Here is a 17,118-nt window from a genome sequence, read left to right as displayed (position 1 = left end):
GAGCTTCGCGGCCGGAGAGACCAGCCAGACGATCACCGTGAACGTGGCGGCCGACACCACGGTGGAGCCCAACGAAGGGTTCACCGTGACCCTGTCGAATCCCAGCTCGGGCACGACCATCGGCACGGCGACTGCGACCGGCACCATCCTCAACGACGACGGGGCGGCCGGACCGTCGCTGTCGATCGCGGCAGCCAGTGCCAGCCTGAACGAAGGCAACAGCGGCAGCACCGCCTTCACCTTCACCGTGACCCGAACCGGCAGCACGACCGGCGCCTCGACGGCAAGCTACGCCGTGACCGGCAGCGGCGCCAACCCGGCGAATGCCGCGGACTTCACCGGCGCCGCCTTCCCGACCGGGACGGTGAGCTTCGCCGCCGGCGAGACCAGCAAGACCATCACGGTGAACGTGGCGGCCGACACCACGGTGGAACCCAACGAAGGATTCACCGTGACCCTGTCGAACCCCAGCTCGGGTACGACCCTCGGCACGGCAACGGCGACCGGCACCATCGTCAACGACGATGGTGGTGCGACGCCGACCCTGGTTGCTGCGGTGAACGTCGGCGGCGGCCAGGTGACCGCGAGCAGCGGCGTGGTGTTCCAGGCCGATGCCGGCCCGACCACCGGCTCCAGCCAGATCTTCTCCACGGGCCTCGGCATCGCGGGCACCACCGACGATGCGCTGTACCAGAACGAACGCTGGACGCCGGGCGGCAGCTACACCTACGAGGTGCCGGTGGCCAACGGCACGTACCAGGTCGACCTGCTGATGGCCGAGATCTACTCCGGCATCACCGGCCCCGGTCAGCGCGTCTTCGACATGTCGCTGGAGGGCCAGGCCCTGGCGGCGCTGCAGAACATCGACATCTACGCGAACGTCGGCGCCAATGCCGCCTACACGATCAGCCAGCAGGTCACGGTGAACGACGGTTCGCTGTCGATCCAGGTCGGCCCCGGCAGCTCCTCGCCCGGCAACGTCGAGAACGCCAAGCTCAACGCCTTCGCAGTGTTCAGCACGGCGGCGCCGACCTCGCCCACCCTGTCGATCGCGGCAGCGAACGCCAGCCTGAATGAGGGCAACAGTGGCAGCACCGCCTTCACCTTCACCGTGACCCGAACCGGCAGCACGGCCGGCGCGTCGACGGCAAGCTACGCCGTGACCGGCAGCAGCGCCAGTCCGGCCGTTGCCGCGGACTTCACCGGCGGGGCTTTCCCGACTGGAACGGTGAGCTTCGCCGCGGGCGAGACCAGCAAGACCATCACCGTGAACGTGGCGGCCGACACCACGGTGGAGCCCAACGAAGGGTTCACCGTGACCCTGTCGAGCCCCAGCTCGGGTACGACCATCGGCACGGCGACGGCGACCGGCACCATCGTCAATGACGACGGCGCGGCTGGACCGTCGCTGTCGATCGCGTCAGCGAATGCCAGCCTGAACGAGGGCAACAGCGGCAGCACCGCCTTCACCTTCACCGTGACCCGAACCGGCAGCACGACCGGCGCGTCAACGGCGAGTTATTCCGTCACGGGGAGCGCCGCCAACCCGGCGAATGCCGCCGACTTCACCGGCGCCGCCTTCCCGACGGGAACAGTGAGCTTCGCCGCCGGCGAGACCAGCAAGACCATCACGGTCAACATCGCGGGCGACACCACCGTCGAGTCGACAGAAAACTTCACCGTCGCGCTGTCCAATCCCAGCGCCGGCACCGCGATCGGCACGGCGACGGCGACTGGCACCATCGTCAACGACGACAGCAGCGGCGCCGGGGCGTCCGCACGCCTGTTGATCACGCCGGGCGGGGGACTCAACGCCAGCACCTACAACGAGCCTTCTTACGAGCTCACCAACACCGGCACCACCGCCATCCGGACGCTCACCATCGATCTGCACAACAGCTTGATCGCCGGCACGGTGTTCGATCCGATCGGCACCTTCGGCGATACCACGGCGCTCGACTTCACGCCGTACGGCTCCGTGCCGGTGAGCGCGACCTGGGCGTACGGACCGAACCCGGTCACTGAAGGCGGCTACAAGACGCTGGTCGTCACCTTCGGCGGCGCCGGCCTTGCCGCCGGGCAGACCTTCGCATTCCGTCTCGATGCCGATCCCGCCAGCATCGAGGGGCCGTCGCCCGGCCCCAACGAGTCGGGTTCGGTCTCGGGCTTCGAGCATATCGGCGCCTCGGTCACGGTCGGGATGGTCGATGGCGGCTCGATCGGCAGCGAGGTGTTCACCCAGGGCAGCGCCGGCGGCGGCATGGCCACGCTCGGCTCGAGCCTGCTTCCGGCACCGGTGCTGTCGATGTCGACCGCCAGCGGCACGCCACTGGTGACCGACGCGGTGGGTGGCATCCTCAAGGCCAACCTGCCCGGCCTCAATGCGGGCGCCGGCAGCCCCGGCAACGATGTCGTGGTCGAAATAGCCGGCACCGCCGGCCAGACCGTGCGCCTGGCCGTCTCCGAGATCGGCGGCGTCGGCATGGACATCCCGCTCGGCAGCCACGAAGGCAACACGGTCCTGCAGAATCCGACCATCATCGACGTGACACTGGGCGCTGGCGGCACGGCGAGCGTGGCGCTCGCCCTGCCGGGAGAAACGCCGACCACTGTCTTGGCCGCCGGTTCGGTCTCGGGCCGCTTCGCCGTGACAGCCGCTGCCCTCGACCCGGCCACTGGCGCTGCGACCAGTCAGGTGTCGAGCACGCTGGTCGTGAAGGACGCGGCCAACAGCTTCACGTCCGACGCGGCGAGCGACACCTTCGTCTTCCGCCAGGGCTTCGCCACCACCGATGTCTTCCAGTTCAGCGCCACCGGCGGCAGTCACGATTTCATCGGATTGGACCAGGATCTGTTCCCTGGCATGACCCTGCAGCAGGTGCTGAACAGCAGCGCCTTGCAGCCAGGCGCCGGGGCGGGCGATGTCGACATCGTGCCGGCTGCAGGAGGCGAGATCCACCTGCACGACAGTTCCGGCCTGCTGACGGTCGATGTGCTGCGCGCCAATCCCCAGGACTTTTTCTTCGTCTGACCCTCGCGGCGGGGGTGGCGGGGTGCTGGAGGAACCCGTAGGAGGGAAAGCGACACAAAAGCGAGATGAACGCGAAAAAAAAGAAGAGCGATGCAAGCAGCCACTCGGCCTTGAAAGAGGCCCTGGACGCCTGCCGCGCCTCGTTCATGTCCGCGGGATTCTTCAGCCTGTTCGTGAACCTGCTGATGCTGCTGCCTGCCATCTACATGCTGCAGGTCTACGACCGGGTGCTCACGAGCGGCAGCGAGTCGACGCTGCTCATGCTGACGCTGATCGTGGTGTTCCTGTTCATCGTGCTGGGTGGGCTGGAGTGGCTGCGCGCACAGATCCTGATCGTCTCCAGCATGCGCCTCGACGCCCTGCTGGGCCCGAAGGTTCACGACGCGATCTTCACGCGCACGCTGACCAGCGGCGGGCGTCAGGCCGACGCCCAGCCGCTGACCGACCTGGACCGGCTGCGTCAGTTTCTCACTGGGCAGGGCCTGTTCGCGATCCTCGATGCGCCCTGGCTGCCGATCTATGTTGCCGTGATGTTCATGGTCCACCCGTGGTTCGGTGTCGCGGCCATCCTCGCGGCGCTGGTGTTGATGACGCTCGCGGTCTGGGCGGAGGTCGCGACCCGCGATCTGCTGCACGACGCCAACAAACACGAGACCCGGGCCAATCTGAGGACAGCGGCGCACCTGCGCAATATCGAGGTGATCGAAGCGATGGGCATGTTGCCACGCCTGCGCCGGCGTTGGTCCGAATTGCACGACGCTGCCCTGCGCTCCCAGCAGCAGGCCAGCCGCCGCGCCGGTCTCATCTCGGCGCTGTCCAAGACCTTCCGCCTGACCGTCCAGACCTTGATGCTTGGTCTGGGGGCCTACCTGGCCCTGCGTCGCGACATCAGTGCAGGCTCGGTCATTGCCGGTTCGATCCTGTTGGGACGCGCGCTGGCGCCCATCGACGCGCTGATCGGCAACTGGCGCGGGGTGGTCAGCGCACGCGCGGCCTACGGCCGCCTTTCGGCGCTGCTCGCCGCGACGCCCGATCGACCTGCGCCAATGCCACTGCCCGAGCCACGCGGCGAGTACCGGCTCGACAAGCTCGTCATCCAGCCGCCGGGCGCACGCGCGCCGTTAATCGACGGGCTGAGCATCGTGATCGATGCGGGCACCCAGGTGGGCATCCTGGGTGCCAGCGGCGCAGGCAAGTCGACCCTGCTGCGCGCGCTGCTCGGCTTGCACAGGCCGAGGAGCGGTGAATTGCGGCTCGATGGCGCAGCGCTCGACCAATATGAGCGCGAGTCGATGGGACGACACATTGGCTACCTGCCCCAGGACGTCGAGTTGCTCGATGGCACCGTGGCCGAGAACATCGCCCGTTTCGGCGACGTGGACCCGGATGCCGTGGTGGCGGCCGCGGAACTTGCAGGTGTGCACGCGATGATTCTGGGTTTCGCCGATGGCTACGAAACCCGCCTCGACAGCGGCTTCGTGCTGTCGGCCGGACAGCGGCAACGGGTGGCACTGGCTCGGGCCGTGTACCAGGCGCCGAAGATCGTGATCCTGGACGAGCCCAATTCGAATCTCGACGAAGCAGGCAACGCGGCGTTGCACCGCGCACTGCTGGAGTTGCGTCGCATGCGCAGTACCGTGGTGATCGTGACGCATCGGATGTATGTGCTGAGCCAGGTCGATCGAATCCTGCTGTTGGTGGGAGGCAAGCTGGCGCTGTACGACACGCGCGATGAGGTCACGTCGAAACTGCAACAAGCCGCCGCGCGGGTCGCGCGGCCGGCAGCGAACACCAGGGCCGCGGATGCCCTGGCCAGCATGGCAGGCACGGCACATGAGTGACGCCAAACCCCCGTCCGACTCCGCCGACGTCGCGGCCGAGCGCCGCTTGCGTCGCGTGGGCTTCGTCGCGGTCGCCGCGATCTTCGGGGGAATCGGCGTGTGGGCGGCATTCGCACCGTTGAGCAGCGCCGCGATCGGCACGGGCGTCATCTCGGTCGAGATGTACCGCAAGACGGTGCAGCACCTCGAAGGCGGCATTGTTCGCGAGATCAAGGTGCGCGACGGCCAACTCGTTTCGGCAGGAGAGGTGTTGGTGGCGCTGGAAGACACGCAGCCCAAGGCCCAGGTCGAGGGATTGCGGGGGCAATTGTTCGCGCTGCTCGCGCGCGAGGCCAGGCTCGTGGCCCAAAGGGACAGCCTCTCTCAGGTGGTCTTCCCCAAGGAGCTGGCCGAGGCGCGCAGCGACCCGCGCGCCGCCGACGCCATGCACGTGCAGTTGCAGACGTTCTCGGTTCGCAAGCAGTCACACGACGGCGAGGTCATGCTCTACGAACGGCAGATCCAGCAGCTGCGCGCCAAGGCCTCGGGGCTTGCGGCGCAGAAGAAAAGTCGCGACAGGCTGGTGGCTTCCTACGAGAGCGAACGGGTCGATTTCGAGGCGCTGCTGAAGCAGGGGTACGCCGAACGTCAGCGGGTGCGCGAGATGGAGCGCAACGTCGCGGAGTCCCAGGGACAGCAGGGCTCGCTGGTGGCGGACCTGGCGGCCACGGAATTCCAGGTGAGCGAGACGCAGGTGAAGATCCTCCAACTCGGCAAGGAGCTGCAGCGAGAGGTGGCCAAGGAACTTGCCGAAGTGCAGAGCGAACTCTCGACCGTGCGGGAAAAGGTACGCGCGCTGGACGACATGGTGACCCGAACCGTGGTGCGCGCGCCTGAAGCAGGCATGGTGCTCGGCTTGGCCGTCCATACGCTGGGCGCGGTGATCAAACCCGGCGAGCGCATCCTGGACATCGTGCCGCAGAACGCGAAGCTGGTCGTCGAGGCGCAGCTCTCGCCGCAGGACATTGACCAGGTGCGCATCGATCAGCTGGCCGAGGTGCGTTTTCCGGCATTCAAGCAGCGCGATCTTCCCCGCATCGACGGACGCCTGGTCTCCGTGTCGGGCGATCGGCTGGTTGACGACAACGAAGGCCGCAAGGTCCCCTACTACCTCGCGCGCGTTGAAATCTCCGCCGAAAGCCTGCAAGCGCTGACGAAGGCCAGGCTGGAACTGGTGCCCGGCATGCCCGCCGAAGTGCTGATCTATACGGGCGAGCGCACGTTCTTAAAGTACCTGATTGCACCGTTGAGCGATACAGTGGCCCGCTCGTTCAGACAAGATTGAGCAAGGCACTGTCGTGATGCTCCTCGCCCGCTGCACATCCTCCCTGGTTCCCTGGCTCGCGATCTTCGTGTTGTCCGCGATGCCCGCGGCCTCGCGTGCACAGGGGCTTGCCGAGCTCTACCGCGCCGCGCTCAAGGGCAATCCGCTGCTGAGGACGCGCGAGTACGACGCGGATCGCGCCCGTGCCGAATCGGACGGGGCGCGCAGCCGGATGTTGCCCCAGGTGCTGGCGCTGGGTTCGCTGTCACGGAACCAATTCAATGATGCGACAACGATCGGCAACCAGCCCTATACCGGAAAGCGCAACAGCTTGATCCTGCGGCAGAGCCTCTACGACCAGGCCTCGCGAAGCCGATGGGAATCGACGCAGGCGACGGTCTTGCAGCGCGATCAAGAGCTGGCACTGACCCGCCTGGCATTGTTTGACGAGGTGTTGGACCGCTACCTGGAAGCGCTGACGGCACAAGACGAACTCGAATGGCTGGCCGCAGAGTCGCAGGCGGCAACCCGCCAGGTCGATCGTCTGCGCGCGATGCGCGAAAGGCAGATGGCCAAGGTCACCGACCTGGCCGAGGCCGAGGCCTACGCCCAAAGCCTTGTCACCCGCACGATCGACGCACGGAACAACCAGGCCGTGGCCCTTGCGCGACTGACGGAACTGTGCGGCATTGCCGTGAAACAGGTGCCTGCGCTGACCCGGACCAGCTTTGATGCGGTGCCTGGGACGCAGCAGGAATGGGTCGACGATGCACTGCGCAGCTATCCGCGCTTGCTGGCCCTTGCGGAAGCGGTGGAAGCGGCTCGACGTGCCTATCAGTCCAGCCGCGCTGAACATCTGCCGCAACTGGCAGCGACGATGTCGTATATCTATTCCGATCAAGGATATGACAACCGTCGCCAACCGCCCTATGACGTGGCGACCGTGGGTGTCGAATTGCGCGTCCCCATCTACGAGGGTGGCAGGGTGGACGCCTTGACGCGAGAGGCAGCCGCGCGCCAGGGCGCGGCCGAACAAGAGCTGGAGGGGGCGAGGCGCGAGGTCGAGCGGGAAATCGTCACCCACTGGCTGAGCGCCCGAGCCAACCATGCTCGCATTGGCTCGACGACGGCCGAAGTTCGTGCGTTCGAACAGACGGTCAAGGCGCAGGAAGTCGGGCTGGACCTCGGGGTGAGCCGGATCAACGACCTGCTCGATGCGCGCCGCAGGCTCTTCAAGTCGCGCGCCGATGGAGCAAAGGCGCGATACGACTACGTGCGCGACGTGGTGGCGCTGCGCATTCGCAGCGGCAACCTGACCGAAGACGATGTTGCCTCGTGGGACCGCTGGTTCGACTCCGGTGTTCGCTGAATGGGCGAACTCCATTCCGCTCTTCCACCCTGGCCCGCTTCGGCCTTGCTTCGGCCGAACGCGGCGACGCGAGGCGGTTGCAGCATCGACGAGGCGGAGCAGACACAACCCACCGCTGGCGCGCGGCGACAAAATTGACAGAGCGGCTACTTGAGGTCAGGCAAGCGTTGCGCCAACAGCCGATCAGGAGCCCAATCGCATTCACAGTGCTCAGGTCGCGCGGCGAAACCAGCCGCCATTCCGCCCGCGGCACCGACTCGTGCGGGAAGTGGCCCCAAAGGAGCATCCAATGACTTTCCTCGAGGCAGCCGATCTGCGGCGGGCCAGGCCGCTCCGTTTGACGCCTGAGTTGGTGTCACGCATCGCTCGTGAAGTCGAGGATAGTGGCCCGGCTCCTGGCGTGGTGGTCCACAACGATGCCGACTATGAAGCTTCCTTGAAAGAGTTCCTTGCTGCGGGTCCGTGGGGCGGGGAGGATGTGTGGGTCTTCGGGTATGGGTCGTTGCTCTGGAATCCGGGCTTCGAAGTTGTCGAGCAGGTGACCGCCGTTTTGCCCGGATGGCATCGATCGTTCTGCATCCGGCTCACCCGCTTTCGAGGGACGCCCGATCAACCGGGCTTGATGATGTCGCTCACGCCCGGGGGCAGTTGCCGTGGCGCCCTGCTTCGCATCGATGGCGCCTCGGTCCCGGCCAGCCTGAACACGCTGTGGCGTAGGGAGATGACCGTCAAGCCGCCGAACAGTCCACCGCGATGGGTCACCGCCAAGGCGCGCGGCACTGACGTGCGCGCCATCGTGTTCGCCGCGAATCGCAAGGGGCCGAACTTCGTGGGCGGCCTGACGCAGGAGCAAATCGCGGATGTGCTGTGTAAGGCGGCAGGGCACTGGGGCTCAGGCGCCGACTACCTCCTGCAGACCATCGACCAACTGGAACGTCTTGACATCAGGGACGCCAATCTCTGGCGCTTGCAGCAGATCGTCGCCCGTCGGCTTGCCGGGAGCGGCCAACCCAACGCGCAGGTTCGCCATGACGAATGATAGAGCTGACAGCGACCGAGAGGCTCTGGATCTGCTCATTCGGGGCTTCCAGGTTTCACGGATGCTCCGCCTGGTCGCCGATCTCGCCGTCGCGGACAAGATTCCCAGAGACGGCAGCCGCAATGTGAGTGATCTGGCAACGGCTTGTTCAGTTCTTGCGACGCCGCTGCTGCGGATCCTGCGCGCGCTTGCCGCATCCGGCGTGTTTCGCGTCGGTGCGGACGGAGGCGTCGCGCACTCTCCACGCTCGATGCTCCTGCGGACGGACGAGCCGAACAGCCTTCACCATGGGGCGAGGTTCTGGACTGCGCCCGGCTCGTGGAAAGCCTGGGGCGTCCTGGATACCGCGCTGGCGGGAAGCGATCCGAATCAAGCCGCCTGGGGGATGGACCGCTTCCAGTATCTGCGTGAACATCCCGCCGAGGCTCGAATCTTTGACGCCTTCATGGCGAACTTTCCGGACCGTCGGCACCAGACCCTGGCCGTCAGCTACGATTTCTCCGGTGCAAAGCTGATCGTCGACGTCGGTGGTGGCAATGCAGAAGCGCTGCGGCAAATACTCGAACGGTTTCCAGGGCCACGCGGAATAGTCTTCGATCGGGACGACGTCGTGGCTGCCATACCGCCCGAAGCGCGATTGGCCGGAAGAATCGAAGTCCAAGGCGGCAGCTTTTTCGATCGCGTCCCTCAAGGCGCGGACATCTACCTTGTGATCCGCGTCTTGCACAACTGGAGCGACGACGACTGCATCCGAATCCTGCGCAACTGCCGCTGCGCAATGAGACCCAACGCTCGCCTGCTTGTCGTGGAGCAGATCATCGAGCCCGACCCGGCGCTCGGACGGCCATCAGGCTACCTGGTCGACACTCACATGATGGCCATGTTCGGTGCCGCGCGCGAGCGCACCAGACCCGAATTCGGCGAACTCTTGCAAAGCTCGGGGTTTGCCCTTGAGCGCGTCATCGAAACCGCATCGCCGGTGTGGGTCATGGAGGCGGTTCCGGGCTGAGCCGCGCACTCTCGCACTGTGCGTTCCAGAAAGGGCGGCAGCGCGCCCGACCCGGCAACGTAGTGCCAGTCGACCTTGGCTTCGCGAAACTGAAGCGGGCATGCCGATCTCGAATTCCCTCGACGATGGTGCGCAGGTCAAGTCCGAAGGCATGACAAAGACTGCTCCGGGCGGCGAGCCTTCCGCTCAGCGCAACGAGACCTCAAACCATCCGACCTGAGGGCCTTGGCCACCCTCACCCAGTCCCGCAGCCACCAGGAGAGCGGTCGCAAGCAGCGTCGCGACGACGAAAATGAGGGTCCTGATCATTTCTAGCGCACCAGCAGAACCGGCACTGCGCATTTCGCCAACACCTTGGTAGCGACCGAGCCAAGCACCAGGTTCTTCAGGGCGCCTACGCCGTGCGAACCCATGATCAGCAGGTCGAATTTGCCCGATTCGGCGTACGACGCGATCTCGTCGGCCGGATGGCCCACCTTGTGGACAGCCTTGGCCTCGATGCCCTGCTCCGACAGAAGCGCGCGCACGGGTTCGAGAACGACCCGGGCATCATCGTCGTAGTAGCCATGGACGAGGTCCGGCCCGGCGAATGCGGCCGCCCGGTGCGGCACCGGGAGGACCACGTAGAAGACCGTGAATGAATGACCCGTCACCCACAAGTCCCTGTGTGCGCCGAGGTAGGAAATCATTCGTTTCGTGTAGTCGCTGCCGTCGACAGCAAGAAGAATCTTCACGGTGGTCTCCTGGAGAGTAGTCTGAGTGACCGAATATTCGCCGCTGCTTCAGCATCCTGGTTTGCGCCAGATCAAACCTTCGACGTGCTGCGATTCCGATACTGGGCGTCTCATCACTGCCATTCAGAAGGGGCCTGTCATGTACCAGCGAATTCTTGTACCCGTCGACGGCAGCCCGACGTCGACACGCGGGCTGGACGAAGCGATCAGCATCGCGAAGCTCACACAGGGGCGGCTGCGACTGCTCCACGTGATCGATGAACTGTCCTTCGCCCTCGCGATGGATGCCTATTCCGGCTATGCAGGCGATTGGCTCAACGTCTTGCGCGACAAGGGCCGCAAGCTGCTCGAAGACGGCAAGGCGGCGGCGCAGGCCGCGGGCGTCGAGGCTGACATCGTGCTGTGCGACACGTTTTCCAGTTCGGTCCATGAACAGGTCACGGAAGAAGCCAGGAAGTGGTCCGCCGACCTGATCGTGGTCGGAACCCATGGCCGACGCGGTGTCGGCCGGTTCGTGATGGGAAGCAGCGCGGAATACATCCTGCGCTACGCCACCATGCCAGTCCTTCTGGTTCGTGCCCAGGAAGCGAGAACAAAGGCCGAATCGGAAGTGGCGGCGTCGAAACTGGAGCTGCCTTCGGCCGCGTTATCGTTCGAATAGCCCTCCAGCATGCGGCGGCGGCTGATCGCAGCTCGCCGGCGTGCGCAAACTGTCGGGCCAGGAGCGACGTGACGCCCAGCGACGCCTCGGTCTCCACCTCCAGAGCGCCTGGCGCTCTACATCGTCCAGGGGCTCCTGGACGAGAAACTCGTGCTCGAGCACCTGCAGATTCGCCTCCGAAGCGTCGGCACCGCCCGCCTCGCGCGGCACCACCCGTTGGCGCAACTGGGCCTCGATTGCGCGGCAGTGGAGAATCGAGAAAGGCACGCGCAGTTCCGTGGCCAACGCGCGAAATGCCAATCTTTCTTCGCTGCGCGAAGCGCGCGAGATGATCCGTCCTCAGCCGCCCCTCCCGCACGAGGTTACGCAGTAGCGCGTCCTCCAAAAAGCTGCATGAGGACGGCAAGATCGATGACATCGTCGCCAACCAGGTGCGGGGACGCGTGCGTTCCGCAAAATTGGCGGATCGAGTCCGGAATCCATCTCATTTCGATACGCCGCGCTCGGCGGCCTCCGGCACCGTCTGCCACATTTCGCGCACGGCATGCCTCGGCGAGGAGCTAGCCGTCCAGGGGGACGCCGCCGCCGAAACGACAGACCCACCGGTCAAAGAGATCCTGATTGGACGCTTCGATGGCCTTCTGCCATGTGGTCAGGTTCTCGAGATGGATGCGCTGGATCAGGCTCCAGGTGTCGTGAACCGCCTTGTGCCAATTCAGCGCCGCGGTCAGATAGCGGTTGGCAGGAAACGACTCAGAGGAAGGATCGACAATCATTGTTTGCTCCAGGTTGGACGCGAGTCGCCTCCATGCTGGAGGCGCGGCGCCGATAGCAATGGCGACGCTTGGCTGCGCGTTGTCATTGCTGATCATGCTAGTCAAGGCACCCGATAGACCCTTGACCCCTATCAAGTCGCGTCGAATTCGCCACGGCGGGTCGCTGGCCATCGAACTCGGACACCGCTGATCGATACTTCGCAAGCCTTCTCGCATGCGTTGCGAGATGGTCGAACCGCGGCGATGGCGACACACGCCGCAAGCCCCAAGCCCGAGCCGATGTCGGCGTTGCCTGATCAGCCCGGCGACCGACGCCGTCCTACGAGTCCTTGCCAACCCGGGCCTCAGGCTGCTCCAGCTCGCGGCCAGCCTGCGGTCTCGCCAATGCACCTACGCACGCTGCGAACAATGGGAATGCCATGGACTGCTCTTCGAAGCGATCGCCGCGCCTGGAAGGTTGCGCCAGCAACAATGACAGCGGCATCACCCAACGATTCACGCGGCACCTTGACGCAGCGCAATGCCCAGCGATGTCACCGCGATGGGAAGCTGTCGGCCGTTCGCTTGCGCGCGATCAAGCTCGGGCACGGCCTGGACAGGCCGCAGCGGCATGCTGCGCCACGCGCAGCGACCGTCCCTTGATTCAGCGCAAGGATGGGCCGGTGGGTCGCGCCTACATTGATCGCTCGACAACGAAGTGGAGATCGGCAATGAGCAAGATCCTTGTGGTCGTCTATTCGCACACCGGCACTTCACGCCGCGTGGCCGAACTTCTGTGCAGCCAGCGAGGCTGGCGCATGGCGGAAATTGTCGATGCCCGTCGGCGCAGCGGCGTCTTCGGGAACTTGCGCTGCCTGTGCGAGTCGCTGTTCAAACTCCGCCCGGCCATCCGCTACGACGGGCCGCTGCCGCACGACTTCGACGCGGTCGTGCTCGTGTCGCCCATCTGGGCACTGCAACTCGCCGGGCCGATGCGCAGCTTCGTCGAAAGGCGGCGCGATCACCTGCCCGATGTCGCCGTGGTCTCGGTCATGGGAGGTCAGGGGGCACCCAACGCCGTGGCCGAGATCGCCAGGCTCACGGGTCGCACACCCCTCCTGAGCACGGCGTTCACCGTCAGCGAAGTCGACGACGGCAGCTACGCCGCCCGCCTGGAAGCGTTCGGTGTGGCACTGAACGCCGCCAAGGACTCGAAGGCGGTGGTCCAGCCTGTGACCTTGTCGCCCCAGACGGCCTGAAGCGTGAACGGTGCTCCCGTCGCTCGGCGGCTGACCGCCCTCAGTCTCGCGTGGCTGCTTGGCGCGTGCGCTTCCGACCCCGGCATCTCGCCTCAGGGCGACGTGATGGCGAAGCCGGTCGCATTCCGCTGGCGCCCGACGTCCTCGTTCGCATCACTCGTCACGGCCCGCAGTGCCAGCGTCGTCGAGATCAGCACGCTGCGAATCGGGCGCGATGAACGCGCGGGCGTCCCTGAACTCGAGTTCGCTCCCGAGATCGACTTTGCCGACCGGCTGGCCTGGCCGCTGCCCGCGAACGCCCGGATCAGCCACATCCGCGATCTCGCCTCCGGCGTGATACTGGATCGCGAAGGCGTGATCCTGACCAGCGCCCACGTGATCGCCAACATCGACGAGGCGCAGGTGCGTTTGAACGACGGGCGCCGTTTTCGCGCTCGGGTGATCGGCAGCGACCGGTCCACCGATGTCGGTCTCCTTCAGATCGAGGCGATCGGGCTGACGCCGGCCGTGATCGGCGATTCCTCGCGACTGGTGCCGGGCGACTGGGTTGCTGCCATCGGCGCCCCCTTCGGCTTCCAGGGCAGCGTCACGGCCGGCGTCGTGAGCGCCGTGGACCGGCTCATCGGCGGCGCCGGAGAAATCCCCTTCATCCAGACCGACGTGGCCATCAACCCAGGCAGTTCGGGAAGCCCGCTCTTCAATAGCCGCGGAGAGGTCGTCGCAATCAACTCGATGATTTACAGCGGCAGCGGAGGCTACATGGGCCTGTCCTTTGCCGTCCCCATCAACCTGGCCGTTCAGGTCGCAGTGCAACTGCGGGCCCACGGCCAGGTCCGCCGGGCCCAGGTCGGGGCGGAATTCCAGGAGATGACACCTGCGCTCGCCCAGTCTTTCGGCTTGCAGGAGGCGATCGGCGCACTGGTGGTCCGGGTCGACAAGGGCGGCCCCGCGGCACAGGCAGGACTGATCCGTGGCGACGTTGTCACGGCTTTCGACACCGCACAGATCCCGCACTTCACCGACCTGCTGCAGTTGATCGCCAAGGGACGGCCCGGTAGCGTCGTCCGTGTAGATGTATGGCGGCACGCCGCGAAGCACACGCTCTTGGTAACGCTGGCGGAACCGCAGACGGCAAGGATCGATGCATCCTTGGCTCTCGCGTCGGATTGGGGCGATGGACTCGGGCTCAGCCTGGGCGAGCTGACCCCCGCACAGCACCGTCAGCTCGGCATCGACGAGGGCCTGATGGTGCGCGACGCCACCGGCCTGGCACGCAGCGAGGGCATCCGCGCGGGAGACCTCATCGTTGCACTCAACGACGCACCGTTGGATCGCGTCGCGGACTTCAGGCGCAGCCTCTCGAACACGCCGCCCGGCCGGACGATCGCCCTGCTGGTCCTGCGCGACCGCAGGCTCGCCTACGTGCCCATTCAACTGCCGCCGGCGCCGGCCAAGCCCTAGAACTCGGCCGTGTCACGGCGCATGAGGTCCGCGATCTTGCAGACGCGCCGCGGCCCATGCGGTGCAGGCGATTCACCCACGCGGCCCGCCCGTGGATCGCGGCACCGTCGACCGAGACACCGAGACATGCATCTGATGCGCTTGGCCCAGGAACCCGGCATCAATGTGCCATCAGGAGCGGCACGCTCATCCGATCGAGAATCTCCCGAGTTACGCCCCCGAGCACGATTTCGCGCACGCGCGCATGCCCGTAGCCGCCGATCACAATGAGGTCGGCATCGATTCGCGCCGCACCCGACAACAACAGGTCTGTGATGCCTGTCGCGGCCGCGTGCTCCTCCGCCTTCGCCCGCACTCCGTGGCGCTCCAGCCATGCGAGCGTCTGCGGAACCAGATATGAAGAAGCCTCGGTGGTTTCGCCGGGCTTGGTGACAGACATGAGCACGACGTTTGCTGCCCGAGCGAGCAGCGGCACCGAATCGCGCAACGCCATCGCAGCCTCGCGGGTGCCGTCCCAACCGACGAGCACATTCTTCGCGAACTCGCGCGAGTGGCACTTCCGAGGCACGATGAGAGCAGGCCGGCCTGAGTGAATCACGACCTGCTCCGGCAAACTGCCAGATGTCATTGCGTCCCCTTCCTTTCTATCCGCCTGTCCCACCACGACCAGATCACTGGTGCGACCATGGCGGATCACGGAGTCCACGGAAGGCTCCTCGACCAGCCGAACGTCGAACGACAAAGGAGTGTCGCCTTGGATCTGTTCGCGGAACACATGGGCGACAGCCTCTGCGCGCGCTCGCAAGTAGTCCGCCGACGCTGCCATGAATTCGCTACCCTTGCCCGCAATGGCAGCCGCGGGAATGCTGCCGTCATAAAGGCCGGTGGGGATGAGGCCGATCAGATGGCTGCCATGCTGCCTCGCCAGCGTCGCGGCGAGTCCGGTGCGAACGGCGCAGTGCTCCGAATGGTCGAGATGCACGAGGATCGTTCCGAGGTTCATGCCGGTACCGGTCGAAGGAGATGCAGCGATCCTCGAACGACGAACGCCCACCAACGTTGACGCCGATCAAGTCCGGCGCGGGGCGCGTCACCAGCGCTCATGCAGCTCGTGATACCCAGCATTGGCGTCATGAGGGGCGGGACATTCAGGTACCTGGCGCCTCGCACGGGCAATTCCGGTCGCGGCTTGCCGACGACCTGTGACGCACCCGGCAGCTTCGTCATGGCCTGGCAGGAAGTGTGCGGCGCTTGATCCAACGCAAGCCCACCAGCGTTCGCGCTGCCTACAGTGAGAAGGCGATCAACGAAAGGGACGCCATGAAATCCGACGCCATGCTGAGAAGCGACATCGTCGCCGAAATCAACTTCGATCCTGCCATTTCCGTGAACGCTACCGACATCGGCGTGATCGTCAAGGATGGCGTCGTCACGCTGAGCGGTCATCCCGCCAGCCACGCGGAGAAGCACGCGATCGAGCGCGCGGTCCAACGCGTCAAGGGCGTCAAAGCGTTGGCAGTCGAGATGTCCGTCAGGCTGCCGGCCGGTAGCGAGCGTACGGACGCGGACATCGCCAAGACGGCGGAGAACGTCCTCGAATGGAACGTGCTGGTGCCTGACGACGCCATCCACCCGATCGTGGAAAGCGGATGGATCACCCTGAACGGCCGCGTGGAATGGGAGTTTCAGCGAAGGGCGGCAGAAGTTGCCGTGCGGAATCTGCTCGGCGTCAAGGGCGTCACCAATCTGGTGGAAGTCAAAGGCCGATTCACGCCAGCCGACGTGGAACAGAAAATCAGCGAGGCCTTGCATCGGCAAGCCGATCGCGAGGCAAGGCACATCGAGGTCATCGTCAACGGTGCGCAGGTCACGCTGCGAGGCACAGTCAGGTCCTGGGCAGAACGCCGAGCTGCGCAAGGGGCTGCGTGGTCGGCACCGGGGGTCGCGATGGTGGTGAACAACCTGCTCATCGAGGCCTGAGCGTTCCGGTCGCACTCGTCATCGGTGGCACGTCGCGTATCGGCGCGGCCGTGGATCGTGTCCAGGATGCGGCAGTCCTGCTGCCCTCGCATTGACGCATGCGGTCGCCCGATCACAAGGACTTGAGGTGCGTCAAATCGCAGACGTCGAAAGGCGGCGACGATCGTTCAACTCCATCGAACGGAATACCCCATGGAAACTCTCTCCACGTCAGATCGAAAAGCCCTGGCCCGCGAACTCGACATTCTGAAGCGCAGCGTGCTGGACCAGCTTCGCAGCGGCGGAGCGCAGGTCGACCGCAGCACGCTCGCCAGCAGTCATGAGGTGCACAGCCATGCCGACGAAGCCGAATCCGAGCGCCTGGACGAAGTGCAGTTCGCCGAGATCGAGGTCGACCGTGCGCGGCTGCGTGACATCGAACAGGCCCAGGAACGCATCGCCTGCGGTCGCTACGGCGTGTGCATCGACTGTGGCGAGGAAATTCCCCGAGACCGCATGCTGGTGCAGCCGACGGCCATCCGTTGCGCCGCTTGTCAGACCTCGGCCGAAAGCCCGCACCGGCGCTGACGGCTTGCCTGCTCTTCCGCACGGTTTCGCGTATCGATCGGAGCACGGTCCCATGACAACTTCGGCCAAGTCCCTTCTGGTCCACCTGGACGGCTCCGCACGCGCCAGA

Annotated in this window: 15 protein-coding genes; 11 read left to right on the top strand and 4 right to left on the bottom strand. The window is 65.6% G+C overall.

The features are described 5' to 3' along the window. From QTH97_RS22580 to QTH97_RS22555, 6 genes are all read left to right on the top strand, one after another. Positions 1 to 3,031 (top strand): Calx-beta domain-containing protein (locus tag QTH97_RS22580; protein WP_286570703.1); only part of this gene is annotated, 3,031 nt, incomplete at its 5' end. 65 nt (positions 3,032 to 3,096) lie between these two features. After that, positions 3,097 to 4,872 (top strand): type I secretion system permease/ATPase, encoded by a 1,776-nt coding sequence (locus QTH97_RS22575; RefSeq protein ID WP_286570702.1) that lies wholly within the window; start codon positions 3,097 to 3,099, stop codon positions 4,870 to 4,872. Continuing rightward, positions 4,865 to 6,196, top strand: a complete 1,332-nt coding sequence (locus QTH97_RS22570) for an HlyD family type I secretion periplasmic adaptor subunit (protein WP_286570701.1) — start codon at positions 4,865 to 4,867, stop codon at positions 6,194 to 6,196. The genes QTH97_RS22575 and QTH97_RS22570 overlap by 8 nt, the downstream gene beginning before the upstream one ends. A 16-nt stretch (positions 6,197 to 6,212) precedes the next feature. Next, the gene (locus QTH97_RS22565; RefSeq protein WP_286570700.1) at positions 6,213 to 7,544 is read left to right on the top strand and encodes a TolC family protein; all 1,332 of its coding nucleotides are present in this window, start codon (positions 6,213 to 6,215) and stop codon (positions 7,542 to 7,544) included. Between the two features lie 289 nt (positions 7,545 to 7,833). Next, a complete protein-coding gene (locus QTH97_RS22560) occupies positions 7,834 to 8,583 on the top strand; it encodes a gamma-glutamylcyclotransferase (protein WP_286570699.1) in 750 nt (249 codons plus the stop codon). Continuing rightward, positions 8,573 to 9,592: a methyltransferase gene (locus QTH97_RS22555; RefSeq protein WP_444813463.1), complete on the top strand. Its 1,020-nt coding sequence runs from the start codon at positions 8,573 to 8,575 to the stop codon at positions 9,590 to 9,592. The genes QTH97_RS22560 and QTH97_RS22555 overlap by 11 nt, the downstream gene beginning before the upstream one ends. 311 nt (positions 9,593 to 9,903) lie before the next feature. Here QTH97_RS22555 and QTH97_RS22550 read toward each other — a convergent pair whose 3' ends face one another. Continuing rightward, positions 9,904 to 10,326 (bottom strand): universal stress protein, encoded by a 423-nt coding sequence (locus tag QTH97_RS22550; protein WP_286570697.1) that lies wholly within the window; start codon positions 10,324 to 10,326, stop codon positions 9,904 to 9,906. A gap of 25 nt (positions 10,327 to 10,351) precedes the next feature. On the opposite strand from QTH97_RS22550, the gene QTH97_RS22545 reads away from it, so the two are divergent. Next, positions 10,352 to 10,987, top strand: coding sequence for a universal stress protein (locus QTH97_RS22545; protein WP_353655647.1), 636 nt, complete (start codon positions 10,352 to 10,354; stop codon positions 10,985 to 10,987). On the opposite strand, the gene QTH97_RS22540 is transcribed toward QTH97_RS22545, so the two are convergent. Together QTH97_RS22540 and QTH97_RS22535 are read right to left on the bottom strand one after the other, a co-directional pair. Continuing rightward, positions 10,973 to 11,254, bottom strand: a complete 282-nt coding sequence (locus QTH97_RS22540) for an ATP-binding protein (protein WP_286570696.1) — start codon at positions 11,252 to 11,254, stop codon at positions 10,973 to 10,975. The genes QTH97_RS22545 and QTH97_RS22540 overlap by 15 nt on opposite strands. Positions 11,255 to 11,547: 293 nt before the next feature. After that, positions 11,548 to 11,859 (bottom strand): hypothetical protein, encoded by a 312-nt coding sequence (locus QTH97_RS22535; protein WP_286570695.1) that lies wholly within the window; start codon positions 11,857 to 11,859, stop codon positions 11,548 to 11,550. Between the two features lie 614 nt (positions 11,860 to 12,473). Here QTH97_RS22535 and QTH97_RS22530 point away from each other — a divergent pair. Further along, on the top strand, positions 12,474 to 13,001 hold the full coding sequence (locus tag QTH97_RS22530) for a flavodoxin family protein (RefSeq protein WP_286570694.1): 528 nt from the start codon (positions 12,474 to 12,476) through the stop codon (positions 12,999 to 13,001). Between the two features lie 3 nt (positions 13,002 to 13,004). Then, positions 13,005 to 14,462 (top strand): trypsin-like peptidase domain-containing protein, encoded by a 1,458-nt coding sequence (locus QTH97_RS22525; RefSeq protein WP_286570693.1) that lies wholly within the window; start codon positions 13,005 to 13,007, stop codon positions 14,460 to 14,462. Positions 14,463 to 14,622: 160 nt separating this feature from the next. Here QTH97_RS22525 and QTH97_RS22520 read toward each other — a convergent pair whose 3' ends face one another. Next, entirely contained in the window at positions 14,623 to 15,465 is an 843-nt protein-coding gene (locus tag QTH97_RS22520) for a universal stress protein (protein WP_286570692.1), read from the bottom strand. Positions 15,466 to 15,782: 317 nt separating this feature from the next. Here QTH97_RS22520 and QTH97_RS22515 point away from each other — a divergent pair, with 317 nt between their 5' ends. Both QTH97_RS22515 and QTH97_RS22510 read left to right on the top strand, forming a co-directional pair. Continuing rightward, a complete protein-coding gene (locus tag QTH97_RS22515; protein WP_286570691.1) occupies positions 15,783 to 16,442 on the top strand; it encodes a BON domain-containing protein in 660 nt (219 codons plus the stop codon). A gap of 192 nt (positions 16,443 to 16,634) precedes the next feature. Next, positions 16,635 to 17,009: a TraR/DksA family transcriptional regulator gene (locus QTH97_RS22510; RefSeq protein WP_286570690.1), complete on the top strand. Its 375-nt coding sequence runs from the start codon at positions 16,635 to 16,637 to the stop codon at positions 17,007 to 17,009. Positions 17,010 to 17,118 lie beyond the last annotated feature (109 nt).

The organism is Variovorax gracilis (assembly GCF_030317115.1).
Taxonomy (GTDB): Bacteria; Pseudomonadota; Gammaproteobacteria; order Burkholderiales; family Burkholderiaceae_C; genus Variovorax; species Variovorax gracilis.
Note: the sequence above shows the minus strand (reverse complement) of the source record. Positions and strands in the feature narration are given on the sequence as shown.